Here is a 15,376-nt window from a genome sequence, read left to right on the forward strand (position 1 = left end):
TTCCTCAGAATGGATAATTGATAATGGATAATTACTTGATGATTAAGACTAAGAGTATTGAATCAAGTAGGGATTAACTATCAATTATCAATATAAATTTTGCCATCTATATAATTAGGAATTACACCCGGAAGAACACAACATTTGTAGGGGATTTCTGCCATTCACCCCCTGGAATGGTTGTATAATTTAAAATTTTCCGTAATTCCTCAGAATGGATAATGGATAATGGATAATTACTTGATGATTAAGACGGATAGGATTGAATTAAGTGGGGATTAACTATCAATTATCAATATAAATTTTGCCATTTATATAATTAGGAATTACACGCGGAGGAACACACAATTTGTAAGAGATTTCTGCTATTCGCACCCTAGAATAGTTGTATAATTTCAAATTTTCCGTAATTCCTCAGCAGGAGGTACTAATAACTCAATAACTAATAACTAATAATTAATAACTGAAATGAGCAATAAATTTCCGATTCCAGAACTAACTTTGACTGAAAATCCTCCTGTAGGATTTCATTTTATGGTCGTATTTTTTATTGCTGGAATAATCCCTAATCCATTAGATATTCGCTTTCAAAAAGTATCAGGAATTTCTGCGGAAATAGAGACAACAGAAATTCGTGAAGGGGAGGAGAATATATTCAGCCATCGTTTGCCCGATCGAGTAACTTATAATAACTTAGTTTTAGAAAGAGGAATGGTAATTGGTTCCCCTCTAAATGTAGAATTTAATGTGGCAATGAGTTCCATGAAATTAGCACCTAGTAATGTATTAGTTATGTTGCTAAATGAAAATAGCGTTCCTCTTTCTAGTTGGTTATTTCAGAGAGCTTATCCAGTCAAATGGACGGTATCAGATTTAGATGCAAATGCTAATGAAGTAGTTATAGATACAATGGAATTAGCTTATACCAGATTTCAAAGTATGAGAATTTAATTATGCCTGTAGAAATTAAAGAATTAATTATTCGTGCCAATATTGTCGATAGTAGTGAGACAAATTCAGAATCACAGCTAGATAATACCGAACAAAAACAAGAAATTATTGCTGCTTGTGTAGCACAAGTCCTCAAAATATTGGAACGTAAACAAGAAAGGTAAAAAATAAAATGGTAAAAAATCCTTTCAAATTAGAAAAGCTAAAAATTAATGCTTATCAAGATGAAGGAAGAAGTTTATTAAAAGGAACTTTTACAGCAATGTTTAATCCTGAATCTTATTCCTTAAAATATGAGAATGTTTATCAATCTTATCAGGGAATTAATACCAGTGGACGGAAGGCACAATATTCTCTTAGTAAACCACAAAGTTTATCTCTGAAATTAATTTTAGATGATACAGGGGTAGCAGATTATGGAGGTTCAGGATTTGCAACTGCTGCATTGATTGGCAAACTGACAGGAACTAAAGATGTTTATAAACAAGTTCAGACATTTCTGGAGTTAACTTCTTACATGGATGGTAAAATCCATGAACCTAAATTTCTGAAAATTGAGTGGGGAGACTTAATTTTTGATTGTCGTCTCGAATCTGTTGAGATTAATTATACACTTTTTAATCGGAGCGGACAACCTATTAGGGCTGAATTGGATACTCTTTTTATTGGGGATATACAAGATTCTAAACGTGTTAAAAAGGAGAAGAAAAATTCACCAGATTTATCCCATTATAAAACTGTAAAAAGTGGAGATAAATTGCCTTTAATGGCTCAAGAAATATATGGCGATCCGAGCTATTATATCCAGCTTGCTCGTGCTAATAATCTTAATAATTTTAGAAAGTTAAAAATAGGTACAACTATTAAATTACCTCCTATTGAATAGTGTGGGAAGTGTGGGGAGTGTGGGGAATGTGGTTAACCCACCCCTATTGAATAAATAGTGTGGGAAGTGTGGGGGGCGTGGGGAGTGTGGGGAGTGTGGGGAGTCTGAGGAGTGTGGTTAACCCACCCCTAACCCTTCCCTGGAGGGGAATATGAGAAATTAACCCCAACTCCTGGGGGATATGGGAAACTTACGCCTAATTCGTTGAATATGCTAACCTACCTCTAACTCCTCTCAGGAGGGGAATGAGGAGAATTTTGTAAAAAAGTACCAGCTTTTTGCTAGAAGCGAGCTGCAAAAAGTAAGCATTTTGGGGTAATTAGGGCTTGCTGAATAAATATTAAAGTGTTTACCGATCAATATTTAAGCCTTTTAAGATACTAATAAAGTACTAGCTTTTAGGTAATTCCAGTTAAAAAATCTAGGATTTTAGGCAAGACAGGGGAGAAAGTCAAGGGCAAATTATTCTGGCTAACTATTCTATTTTATGATTCTCATTAGTTCTGGATTCTGGATTCTCGATTCTAGCTCTTTTCCTAAAAAAAGACTGTTTCAGCAAACCCTAATTATGACAGAAAAATTATTCCTCCGACTCTCTCCGTTTTCCCCTCCAGGGATGAGTTAGGGGTGGGTTTGAAACTATACTTCAGCAAAGCCTAAGTAGTAGGTAAAAGAAAGGAATAGGAAATTTTATTACTGTCAGTTCAGCAAACATAATATTAGAGAAAACTTTAGTTCTCGAACAGAAGAAAATAATTATTCTCTATTCCCTATTTTTACATAGTAATTATAGCAATTTCCACTGCCCGTAAAGTACATTTACTATCTCCCTAAATCCCCCTTTTTAAGGAAAACTTTGAAAGCTCCCCATTTTTTTAACTATGCTTTATAAACATCTTTCTTAACATAAAGATTGATAAACAATACAACTTGTATTTATGTCTTGAATCGGCTTTTTTATCAAAAAAAGTATAGTTTTAAATACACTTTTTTGAGAGCTGTACACAAAATTCTTGCTCCCCACACTCCCCACCCTCCCACAAAGGTTTCAGGAGTTCCTTATAAAGTATAGCTTTTTAAGGGGGGCAGTGGGACTCTAAAACAAACATAATATTAGAGAAAATATTAGTTGTGGAATAGAAAAAAAGAATTATTATCTATTCCCTATTTTTACATAGTAATTATATTTTATTTTATTGGTATAAAAATAATGAGTGGTGTCGTCACAACAACAATTTTGAGTAATGGCTCAAGAATAGACCCCGAATATAATGTTATGTCAATTGACATAATTAAAGAGGTAAATAAAATTCCGATCGCTCAAATAACTTTATTAGATGGTGACGCAGCTAAACAGGAATTTCCGATTAGTAATACAGACTTTTTTAAGCCTGGAAATAAAGTTGAAATTAAGCTTCGTTATGAAGGAAAATTACAAAAAGAAGCAACAGTTTTTGAAGGCATTATAGTTAAACATTCTGTACAAGCAGATCGATATAGTTCTTTATTGACTATTGATTTAAAAGATGCAGCTATTAAACTTACTACTGAAAGAAAAAGTGTAGTTTTCCGAGACATGACAGACAAAAAAATTATTGATGAAATAATTAAAAAAGGAGGCTTAAAAGTAACATCTATTGCTGCAACTAAACCAACCCATAAAGAGATAGTGCAATATTACTGTACAGATTGGGATTTTATTTTATCTCGTGCTGATGTTAATAGTCAGTGGGTGTTAGTTGATGATGGGGAAATAAGTTTGGTTGAACCTAATTTAACAGGGGCAGTAAAACATACTTTTGAATATGGCATTAGTGATATATATGAATTTGAAATGGAAGCTGATATTAGTCATCAATATGGAACTATAGAAAGTACAGCTTGGGATATTAAAACACAAAAAAATTTACCACCTAAAAAAGCAAAAAATGTTTCTCTAAGTCAGGGTAATTTGAAAGGAGATGAATTAGCAAAAAGTATTGGGGCGGAAAACTATCAACTAATTAATTCCAGTCAATTAGATGACCAAGAATTACAAGCTTGGGCAGATGGAAAAATGCTCAAAAGTCGTCTTTCAATGTTGAAAGGTCGCTTCAAAATTCCTGGATTTGCAGATATTAAGCCAGGAGATACAATGGAAGTTGATGGTATTGGTAAACGCTTCAATGGCAAAACATTAATAACAGGAATTAGACATCAAGTTAATGCTCAAGGTTGGCAAACAGATGTACAATTTGGTTTATCTCCAAACTTTTTTGCTCAACAAAATAATAATATTATCGATCGTCCAGCAGCAGGATTAATTCCAGCAATTAATGGTTTACAAATTGGGATTGTTGATAAGTTTGAGTCAGACCCCGATAAACAGTTTAGAGTAAAAGTAAGAGTACCGACAATAGAAAAGGATGGTGTTATTTGGGCTAGGTTGGCTTCTGTTGAAGCTGGTAATAAAAGAGGTATTTTTTTTAGACCAGAACCTGGTGATGAAGTAATTCTTGGTTTTATTAATGATGACCCTAGACAAGCAATAATTCTTGGTGCAGTACATAGTGAAAAAAATGTTTTGCCAATAGGTTTGGAAGTAACTCAGGAAAATTATAAAAAAGGAATTGTCACCAAAGAAGGTCTAAAAATTATCTTGGATGATGAGAATAAGTTAATTGAAATTAGTACGCCTAATTCTAATATTTTTAGATTATCAGATAAAGATGGAGGTATTTATTTAGAAGATGAAAATGGGAATACGATGATTATGGATGATAAAGGGGTTCAGATTAAGTCAAGTAAAGATATTGTGATTGAGGGTAAAAATATAACTATTAAAGGTTCAAAAGTCGATGTTAATTGAGGAACCCACCCCTAACCCCTCCCAGGAGGGGGATGATAACCCACCCCTAACCCCTCCCAGGAGGGGGATAAGATTAGGAAGAGGGGGACAAGATAGAATTAAGGTCAACAATTTATCATTATAAATACAACCACACAAACAACCAAAATTTATGATGAATTTATTGAATTTATCAAAATAATATGGGTCTAAAACCCCGCCTTTTAAGGCGAAATATTTTTGTAGAGTTGCTCAAATCCCCTACTTCCCCTCCTGCTCCCCTCCGAGGAGGGGTTGGGTGTGGGTTGGGTTAGGGGTGGGTTAACTTCTGACTTCTGACTTCTGACTTCTGACTTCGTTAACGCTGGAGGTACAACCCCGGAAACTTTGACTCAATTTAAATATTCTGAGCAAATAAAAGAGCAAATAGAAAACCTAATTTATCCTTCAAAAATAGAGACCCATGAATGTATGAATATTTTTGAAATAAACAATTAATTTAAAGGTAATTACCATGTCTCAAACCATATTAAAACCCCAAAATACAATTCCACCTCTCGAAAATGGAGACCAACTTACTCGGATAGAATTTGAACAACGTTATGAACAAATGCCTCATGTCAAAAAAGCCGAATTAATCGAAGGAATAGTTTATATGGCATCACCTTTACGAATTAGACAACATGGTAATCCCCATACTCGGATTATGACTTGGTTAGGCACATATTGGTCAGCTACACCAGGGGTTGAAGTAGGAGATAATTGTACAGTACGCCTTGATGCAGAAAATGAACCTCAACCTGATGCTTTACTCAGAATTACTGTAGATGGACAATCAACTATTAGCGAAGATGGTTATGTAGAAGGTGCGCCAGAATTAATCGTAGAAATTTCAGCTAGTACCGCCTCTATCGATCTACATGATAAATTAAAAGCTTATCGACGTAATCAAGTTCAAGAATATTTAGTTTGGCGAGTTTATGACGGAGAATTTGATTGGTTTCGCTTAAGGCCAGGTAAATATATTAAACTTCAACCAAATGAAAAAGGTATTATTTGTAGTGAATATTTTCCTGGATTATGGTTAGATCAAGCAGCTTTAATTGCAGGAGATTTAGCCCAAGTTTTGGCAATTTTACAACAGGGATTAAATTCTTCAGAACATCAAAATTTTATCACTAAATTGACGGCAAAATCTGATTTATTGCCAATTTCCTGAACTTAAATATTCGGAAAGCAATAGGTAATAGCTGTTTGCGCAGCATTCCGCAGGCAATGCTTATACCAATTCACTCTAAAAATGTCACAAATAGTTTCAAACTATATATTGAAATAATTTTATGAAACTACTGTAGCGTAAAAGTTATGAGTCTATAAAATCTTACTTTTGACTTTTGACTTTTGACTTTTGAATTCCGTGAAACGGTATTACAAATTATCAAAATTTTCTCACTCTCCCGATTGAATAAGTAAAATAATAAATAATCATAAAAGATGGATACTAATAACTCTTTTTTAGGAACAGGATGGAGTTTTCCTCCTACATTTAACCAAAACACGGGAACTGTAGAGATGGTATCGGATGAGTCAGATATTATCCAAAGTCTGGAGATTATTCTCTCAACTCGTCCAGCAGAAAGAATCATGCAGCCTGATTTTGGTTGCGAATTAAGTCAATTTCTGTTTGAGGAAATTAGTCAAGGTTTAATAACAGGAATTAGAGGTATAATTTCTGATGCTCTTGTGTACCATGAACCCCGTATAAATGTAGAAGAAATTAATATAGAAGAAAGTGAACAAGAAGGTTTATTGTTAATAAGTATTATCTATACAGTGCGGGCAACTAATTCTAGATATAATTTAGTTTATCCTTTTTATATTAATGAAGCACAAATTAGTGGATAAAGACTGATGAAACAAACCTATTATCTAACGACAACTGTTCAAAAAGGTAATCATGTTGATATTACTTACAAATTGGGTATAAAGCCTCCCCTTTCAAGGGGATGAAAAAAAATAAACTTCAGTATTTCAATCCTGATGCTTTCCTAGATCATGCTGCGCAAACAGCCAGAGGTACTGATAAATGAAGACAAAAAATAATAAATTTTAAGGATAAAGATATTGGCAACTATAACTGACATTAGCACTTTTATCGCCATTGATTCTAACTCTGATAGTAGTCGTCCCGTAATTGCAGGAACTCGAACATCAGTTCGCAGAATTGCTGGTTTATATAATCAAGGGAACAATGCTGAAGAAATAGCAATAAGATTAAATCATTTAACAATAACTCAAATTTATGCAGCATTAACCTATTATCATGCTAATAGAGAAGAAATAGACAAAGATATAGTAGATGAGCAAACTGCTTATGAAGAACTTGCTAAACAACATTACCAGCAAACCAAAACCTGAAAATGAGCAAAATTCGTCTTTATTTGGATGAGGATACAATGGATAACGACTTTCTCAGAGCATTACGTCTTCGGAATGTAGATGTTTTGTCGGCAGGGGAAGCACAAATGTTGTCTTGTACGGATGAAGAACAATTAAAATGGGCATTAGATAATCAGCGTATTATTTATAGTTTTAATGTCCGAGATTTTTATAGAATTCATACTAATTTAGTAAAACAAGGACAACAACACGCTGGAATTATTTTGAGTATTCAAAGTTATTCAATTGGCGAGCAAATGCGTCGCCTTTTAAGAATAATTGCTAGTATATCGGCAGAAGAAATGGCAAATCAAATAGAATTTTTGAGTGCTTGGGGAGAGCAATAGCGCGATAGCTTCTACCTGAAAAATTGATTTTAAAAGCAAATAAATAAATAAATATAAATAAAAGAAAAATTTATAGTATATCAAAGAGGCATAGTAATTATGGCAAATATGGGCAAACAAAAAGTTTCATCTAAGCAAGTCCCCAACTTAGGTCAGAAAAAGAGCATTTTTTCCCAAAGGAAATTTCCTCAGTCTACTCAAAATGCTACAGCAATCTCAGCAACAACGGATTTGTCAGAATACCGCAAACCCCAACCAGGGGAAATGATTGCTAATGTAATGCAAAGTCCCTCAACTTCAAGGTCTTCATTGCCACCAAATTATGTAACAGATAATCAGTTAACTGCACCGAAGCGTCAGCAAAGGGAAATTAATTTTTCCCCAGTAAACCAGCTCAAAGCTCCCCCACGCCACAGGAATCTTTCAGAAGATACCACAGAACCTATACAAAAGCAAGAAAACTCAATCCCTAATCAAACGGGATTACCGGATAATTTGAAAGCAGGGGTAGAAAGCTTATCGGGATATTCCCTTGATAATGTTAAGGTTCATTATAATTCGCCTAAACCTGCTCAGTTAAAGGCATTAGCTTACACTCAAGGGATGGATATTCATGTAGCACCTGGACAGGAGAAACATTTACCCCATGAAGCATGGCACGTTGTTCAACAGATGCAGGGAAGGGTTAAACCGACAATGCAAATGAAGGGTTTGGGAGTGAATGATGATGAGGGGTTGGAGCAGGAAGCAGATGCAATGGAGAGAAACAAAATAGAGATACCTACCTTAAAAGACCAACCATATAATAGTAAAACTAATGGAGTAACTACTCGAATTAGCAAACAGGGTAATGTAATCCAAAGATTTAGCATCCTTGATTACTTAGCTGGAAAGATGAGTGAAGATGAAAAGGATCATTATTGCTTCATTCGTTCTAACTACAATCCATTAAACTGGTTTGCACAAATCCATAATGAAGCCTACGAAAGAGGAAATACGGCATACCACTCGACCTCAGTACATGGCGCACAAAACACTTTGAGCAATATACGTGATAGACACTTCTCTAATCCTGGGGGACCGAGGCCCATGAGTCTTATGCTGAACACATTGACAGGAGTTAGAGGGAACATCAGGAAACAAAAATATAGTAGTAGATTTAATTCATCCAGTTGGGAAAAGCACGCTCGAAACGATGCTATTAATCTTTTTTCGAGTAGAGCAAGAACAGCAGGTTTTGCCGTAACATGGCAGAATGTTCCACCTCCTTTTGGGGCACCGGGAGTTGGTAATTCTACATCTCAATTTTATATCACTTATTCAAATCCGTATTTCGGCAATTATGACGTAGGGATTACTTCGCAGCATACAGGAATGGGTCAGGTAGGCCCATCACAAGTTACTAATGTTGTGAAGGTAACAATAAACTATTATCAGAACGGTCTTAATCAACTAACTGCTTGGATCGGACAAATGTTTCCAGTACCTGCCGCTGCTGCCAATACCAATACTGGTCCAGTAATAATGGGAAATTCTCAAAGTACAGCGTGGAGTTTCTCAGATTTTAATCCATTGCAGTAGCCTGGAGAGCAATCCCATGATAGGCAAATATTACAGAGTTTAGAATTTGCAAGACTTTTCGGAGAGTGACAGAAGAGGGGTAGGTTTTCACCTGGACAGGTTAATGGTTTCATATTCTTTTTTGGAGATGTCTAATGTAAGGAAGCAAAATTAGCATCTTTCGGAGTTCGGATTCCAGATGAACTTGAATATCCTGAACTCTATCCTTTTACAGTTGCGGAAATTTTAGATGATGAATTTTATGGAATTAGGGATTAGGTGTTAGGTAGAAGAAAAAATGATGAAGACTTGAGTTATTAAATGAATACGATGATCAGATTTATCGCTCTAGTGAGAAAATACCAAAACCCAAAACCTAAAACCTAAAACCTCTAAACCCTAAAACTAAAACCTAAAACCTAAAACCTAAAACCTAATATCATGTCCAAATTTATTCTCATAGATGGTGACAAAGCCAACTTCAATCCCACTTTTGGTTTAGCAACTGTTGTCGTTAGAACTGGCGATTTAAAAGCTAGTGGTAAATCTTCATTACAAGGTAAAAAAGTCTGTATTGATGGGGATGAAAAAAGTGTATCTGTCCCTGGGTGTATGTATACGACTCCTGTTTACTCTGTTCCCGAAACTGGGACATTAAAAATAGCTGCTTTAGGGGGAGACCAAAAAGCACAAAAAACTAATAGTGCTGGAAAATTGGTGTTACTTAAAGGAAGTATATTTACGGCTAGATTTGAAGTCCAAAGTCCGGCACAGTTACCTCCTCCTGCTTCGACTCCTGATGCTACACCTCTATATTCAGGAACGGGAACTTTTATTACTACTAATACTAAATGGCAAGGAACTTAATATTTTACTCATGAATACAAACAAACAAATGAAAAATAAAACTTTTCGGGATGGAGTTAGTCAGGGCGATCGCTTTCTTAAAGAACTAGAACCTGATTATGTTGCTGTGGATGAACTTGATTATGTTGCTGTGGATGAACTTAATCTCTCTGATTTACTTAATTTCGTCAAAGATTATGCGACAAAACTCAACTATTATGATGAGTCTAATACTATAAGTGGTGATTGGTCAAATTTCTTTTCTGCTGATGTAAGTCAAATGGTTGCTTATATAAATAACCAGGAAAGTTTTGTTGATGATGAATCTACAGAAAGGCAATTATCTCAACCTCATTTAGTTTTACTATTTACCTTTTTACAATTATTAAGTTATCCTCAACAACAGTTTAGAGAACTGACTAAAAGATATCTAAATTTTCATTATCAAGATGTACTGAATTTGACAACAAAGGCTGAAGTTCCAGATAAAATAAATGTGGTTTTTGAGTTGGGAACAGGAGAAGAAAAACATTTAATAAAACAGGGGACTTTGCTTGAGGCAGGTCAAGATACTGAAGGAATTAATCTTAATTATGCAACTGATGAAGATATTATTGTTAATCATGCTCAAGTAGCTAGTGTTAAAACTATTTTATTACCAATAAGTTATATTGACTTGAAAGAAATTCATCAGGAAAATAATCGAAGCGATAAAAGTTTTGAAAAGATGCTGCGATGGGCAGTTGGCAATCCTAATCAAGGAGATAAATTTCCTGACTTTGATGGTGTTGGTGTTAATATTCAAGTTCTTAAAGAAGATTTTTATGAAGAGATTAAAGATCAACAGACTGCACAAATCTCTGAGGAGAAAAAAGATTATATTTTAAATCAACTATTTTTTGTGACTATAGACAATTTTAAATACTGTTTTGGCATACATGAACGGTAAATAAATCAACAGGATGTAGGGGTAGAAAAACCGATAGAATTAGAATGGGAAGGAGTTTATCAAGAAGTCGAAAATGCTTACAATAAAAAAATCAATTTTCACAGGCGTAATACCTTACAAGAAAAACGAGAAGAGTCTGGGTTTGATGAGATGATGGAATATGCTCTTGGTCATCCTAATTCTGGCGATTCTTTGGCAAAAATGCCTAATGATTATACAACTCTTGATGAGATATTTAATATTACTGAATCGGCAGTTATTACATATATTAATGAAGAACTTTATATGAGTGTGGCTAATTTCTCTGAGATTATGGAAATTAAAAATATTGGGGAAGAAGATGATTGGCAAGAAGTTTATCGCCTTGTAGAAAAAGCAGAAACTAAGAAAATAAATTTTACTTATCCTCCTGTTGAAAAAACGGAAATTCAAAATATTTGTGCTGGTTCTATCGCAGATGCTAAAGCAGGAGAAGCTATTAAATTAGAACGTTTTAATACTTTGGGAAATCCGACTCAACTTGCTGAAGAATCTGTTGGTTTTGCTGTTGCTTCTCCCCTATTTTTATTGCCGGAAGGTTCCCGAACTATTACTCTGACTTTTGCTACTCCAGGAAATACTTTGGATCGAGATATTTTCCAAGAGATACTGGATAGTGGGGTTAATCCTTTTGAGGTTTATTTGAGTAGTGCTAAAGAATGGATACAGCCTGAATTTTTTAAGTATGAAATTGGTGGTTTTATTGTAGAAGAAGCACTCAAATCTTATAGCAGTTCAAATATATCCCTAAATCCAGAACATCCAGAAAATGGTAACTTCACAAGTGTCTCTTTGATAAGTACCAGCGATACTTTTACTTTAAATAATATCGGACAAGTTATTGTCTGGAATGATGGTAATATTTTTGAAATTACAGGATTAGTAAGTGCTATAGAGGCTAATATTAAACCAATTGGTCAAGGCAACTTTTCTGTAGATTATGAGGATAATGATCGGATTAATTTATATTGGCGTTCGGCGATTTACCTGGATAGTTTACAACTTCAGTTAACCTTTGATGCTAGTCAACCTGAGATTTTGCCTCCCTCACCGGATGAGTCTAATTTTTTCATGGAAACTCCCTATCCGTTGGTAAAAATTATGCTTAAACAAATACCAACAACATCAAATGATCGGGAACAAATTATTTATTATGAACAATTAAAATCTCTCTGTGTAGAAAAAGTCAAGATAGAAGTAAAGGTTGAAAATATTCAAGATTTACAACTGCGGAATGATAACTCAATTATCAATCCTAAAAATCCTTTTCAACCCTTTGGAAATAATCCTAAACCAGGGGCGAGTTTTTACTTCGCTAATTCAGAAATTAGCCAGAAAAAATTAGATAGTCTGACTATAAATTTGGAGTGGATGGGACTGCCTAATAATTTTGCTACCCATTATCAAGCATATTCTGAGACTGGGGTAATTTCCGAAGCGATCGCTAATGATAGTTTTCAAGCTAGTCTGAAACTTTTCAACAAGAGAGTCTGGGTAAATATTGGCAGTTCTCAGGCAATTTTTGCTGAAGATGGTGATAATAATTTAACTACTTCAATTAATCTCAATTATCAAGAGTTTGATGTTCCTGGTTATTCTCTGAATACTTCTACCATAGAAATAGATTCAGACGATCCTTTAGATCAAAGTCGTTATTTTAAACTAGAATTAGAACCCCCAGATTTGGGACATGATTTATATTCTATTGTTTTAAATAAAGTAGCTTTGGCAACCGATGAAGAAATCAAATCTTTAACGGTTTATCCCCCTTATACTCCAGAAGTTAAATCTATCTCTTTAAACTATACTGCCTCAGAGGAGATTGATTTTCAAACCCCCCCAGGGGAAAATGAATCTAGTAAAATCTTTCAAATTCATCCCTTTGGTTTTGGAGATATCCGCAGTCTCAATACAGATAACCAATATTATCTTTTGCCTCAATATCCAGAACAAGGAGGTTTATATATCGGTCTCCGAAATGTTCAACCACCGGAAAATATTTCTATCCTCTTGCAAATGGTTTCCGGAAGTGGTGATGGAGAACTTACTCCACCAAAAATTGATTGGAGTTATTTGAGTGGTAATACTTGGCAAAAATTTCTAGACACTGAGATACTTTCCGATACCACTAACGGGTTACTCGATACAGGAATTATCCGCTTGAATATCCCAGACACAGCAACAACCCAGCATAACTTATTACCTAGTAATTTACACTGGATACGAGCAACTGTCAAAGAAAATACTGCAGCTCTTCCCGATACTATAGATATTAGGACTCAAGCAGTTAGAGCTACATTTGTCAATCAAGAGAATTCAGCAAATCATTTGAGTAAACCTCTAGCAGCTAATTCCATTCAAGGATTTGTGACTCGCAACCCTGTGATTAAGACAGTCGAACAACCCTATACATCTTTTGGGGGTAAACCACAAGAAGATAACCGCACCTTTACCATGCGGGTGAGTGAAAGACTGCGCCATAAACACAGAGCAATAACTGCTTGGGATTATGAAAGACTGGTATTAGAAGAGTTCCCAGAAATTTATAAAGTTAAATGTATCCCTTCTGCTGTTAGTTCAGATACTCCTAGTGCTGCTAAGGTGACATTGGTTGTAGTTCCTGATATTTCTAATACTGCGCCTTTCTTTCCCCTGGAACCTAAAGCACCTGTGTATTTGCTCCAAGAAATTCAGGAATATTTACAAAAATATACTTCACCTTTTGTACAAATTGTGGTAAGGAATCCTCGGTATGAGCGGATCAAATACAGATTGGGTATCCGGTTTCGGCCTGGATACGAACAGGGATATTATCTCAATCAACTGAATCCAGATCGCAATGGCTTGTATATATTTAATCCAACCAATCGTGCGAACCAAAACGCTATTCTCTCCCTTCGCGTTGCCGGGATAAATGGAGGCGATCCTTTCGTATCTTGGGATGTAGCAGGTGAGAGTGGCTGGTCAATGGGGATTGATAATAGTGATGAAAATAAACTCAAGATTGCTAGGTACTGGAGTTCCCTGACTCAAGATACCTCCATGACCTTTGCTAGAGACGGCAGTGTGGGGATAGGGACAGATTCTCCAGAGGCGAAGGTTTCTATTAATGGGGGCTTACACGTTGGTGGTAATTCAAATCCAGGAGATAAGAACCTACTGATAGATGGAACTACAACTACAAATGGATTATCTGTCTCAGGAAATCTTGATTTTGGACAGTCTGAACGGCAGATGATCGAATTATTGGGGAACGATTATGGCATCGGAAGACAAAGTGGAACTCAATATTTTCGGACTGGAAAGAACTTTGCTTGGTATAAAGGTGGTACTCATAATGATAATGAACTGAATCCTGGTGGCGGAACAGTACAAATGGTTATTAAAGACGGCAAAGTGGGGATAGGGACTAATGATCCATCCGCTCCTCTACAGGTGAAAGCCACAGGTGAAACTTCACCAGATCGCAATGGCTTGTATATATTTAATCCAACCAATCGTGCGAACCAAAACGCTATTCTCTCCCTTCGCGTTGCCGGGATAAATGGAGGCGATCCTTTCGTATCTTGGGATGTAGCAGGTGAGAGTGGCTGGTCAATGGGGATTGATAATAGCGATCAAAATAAACTCAAGATTGCTAGGCACTGGAGTGACTTGACCAACCATACTTTTATGACCTTTGCTAGAGACGGCAGTGTGGGGATAGGGACAGATTCTCCAGGAGCAAAACTAGATGTCGCAGGTGCGCTTAAGTTCTCAGGTACAGGAACTCTAATTTTTCATAGTACAAATGAATCGGGTACACCCACTGGTGATGGTTTCAGAATTAGGTATGATAACAATTTCTTTGGTACAAATCATGATGCCTTAGTGATTGAAAAAACTGATGGTAATTCCACTAATCCTGATGGAGGTATTGCTTTTGTTAATACAGGGAATGATGGGACACCACAAACTGCCCTTGTGATTAAAGGAAACGGCAATGTCGGGATAGGGACAGCAAGTCCGAACGCGAAGTTAGAAGTACGAAATAATTTTAAACTTAGTAGCGATCAAAATGAATTCATAATGTATATGAACAGTGAGAATTTATACTTTAAAATTAAGAATTCAGGTCATGGAGGAAGAAATAGTAACAGAACAATCAGATGGGACGGTGATAACAACTGGGATTCTGATTCTGACATCCGCTTAAAAACAAATATTGAAAAAGAAGGAAATATATTAAGTCGTTTAATACAATTGGAAGTCAAAAACTATCATTGGAAAGATAATACTAAAACTAAAACCAAGAAAATTGGTTTTATTGCACAGGATGTTCAGCCTTTATTTCCATCTCTAGTTGGTGACATCAAAGATGAAAAAACTAATGAAACAACACTAACACTTAAGTATGGTACATTTGGAGTATTAGCAGTGGGGGGATTAAAAGAATTGAAACAGGAAAAAGATGCTGAAATCAATAATCTCAAAGCTAAAATACAAGAATTAAGAAATATGATATTGACTCAGGAAAGTTAAGTCTCAAAAAA

General features: G+C 35.4%; 12 protein-coding genes. All 12 read left to right on the forward strand.

What is annotated here, in order from left to right:
* The first annotated feature begins 468 nt into the window (after positions 1-468).
* The 12 genes from F6K27_RS06450 (at position 469) to F6K27_RS06505 (ending at position 15,365) form a co-directional block, all read left to right on the forward strand.
* On the forward strand, positions 469-951 hold the full coding sequence (locus F6K27_RS06450) for a phage tail protein (protein WP_287277872.1): 483 nt from the start codon (positions 469-471) through the stop codon (positions 949-951).
* A 2-nt stretch (positions 952-953) separates the two neighbouring features.
* Entirely contained in the window at positions 954-1,115 is a 162-nt protein-coding gene (locus F6K27_RS06455) for a DUF5908 family protein (protein ID WP_287277871.1), read from the forward strand.
* Positions 1,116-1,123: 8 nt separating this feature from the next.
* A complete protein-coding gene (locus F6K27_RS06460; protein ID WP_287277870.1) occupies positions 1,124-1,837 on the forward strand; it encodes a hypothetical protein in 714 nt (237 codons plus the stop codon).
* A gap of 1,210 nt (positions 1,838-3,047) precedes the next feature.
* A complete protein-coding gene (gene vgrG, locus F6K27_RS06465; RefSeq protein WP_287277869.1) occupies positions 3,048-4,685 on the forward strand; it encodes a type VI secretion system tip protein VgrG in 1,638 nt (545 codons plus the stop codon).
* Positions 4,686-5,178: 493 nt separating this feature from the next.
* A complete protein-coding gene (locus tag F6K27_RS06470) occupies positions 5,179-5,883 on the forward strand; it encodes a Uma2 family endonuclease (RefSeq protein ID WP_287277867.1) in 705 nt (234 codons plus the stop codon).
* Between the two features lie 275 nt (positions 5,884-6,158).
* Positions 6,159-6,569: a GPW/gp25 family protein gene (locus F6K27_RS06475; protein ID WP_287277866.1), complete on the forward strand. Its 411-nt coding sequence runs from the start codon at positions 6,159-6,161 to the stop codon at positions 6,567-6,569.
* Positions 6,570-6,788: 219 nt separating this feature from the next.
* A complete protein-coding gene (locus tag F6K27_RS06480; protein WP_287277864.1) occupies positions 6,789-7,082 on the forward strand; it encodes a DUF433 domain-containing protein in 294 nt (97 codons plus the stop codon).
* Between the two features lie 2 nt (positions 7,083-7,084).
* A complete protein-coding gene (locus F6K27_RS06485; protein ID WP_287277862.1) occupies positions 7,085-7,450 on the forward strand; it encodes a DUF5615 family PIN-like protein in 366 nt (121 codons plus the stop codon).
* 99 nt (positions 7,451-7,549) lie between these two features.
* Entirely contained in the window at positions 7,550-9,031 is a 1,482-nt protein-coding gene (locus F6K27_RS06490; protein ID WP_287277860.1) for a DUF4157 domain-containing protein, read from the forward strand.
* Between the two features lie 420 nt (positions 9,032-9,451).
* Positions 9,452-9,877 (forward strand): hypothetical protein, encoded by a 426-nt coding sequence (locus F6K27_RS06495; protein WP_287277858.1) that lies wholly within the window; start codon positions 9,452-9,454, stop codon positions 9,875-9,877.
* 28 nt (positions 9,878-9,905) lie between these two features.
* Positions 9,906-10,805 carry a hypothetical protein gene (locus F6K27_RS06500; protein ID WP_287284083.1) on the forward strand — a complete coding sequence of 300 codons (900 nt, stop codon included), beginning with the start codon at positions 9,906-9,908 and terminating at the stop codon, positions 10,803-10,805.
* Positions 10,806-10,955: 150 nt separating this feature from the next.
* The gene (locus tag F6K27_RS06505; RefSeq protein ID WP_287277854.1) at positions 10,956-15,365 is read left to right on the forward strand and encodes a tail fiber domain-containing protein; all 4,410 of its coding nucleotides are present in this window, start codon (positions 10,956-10,958) and stop codon (positions 15,363-15,365) included.
* The last annotated feature ends 11 nt before the right edge of the window (positions 15,366-15,376 follow it).

The sequence above is a fragment of the Okeania sp. SIO2F5 genome (assembly GCF_010692685.1).
In the GTDB taxonomy this organism is placed as follows: Bacteria; Cyanobacteriota; Cyanobacteriia; order Cyanobacteriales; family Microcoleaceae; genus Okeania; species Okeania hirsuta.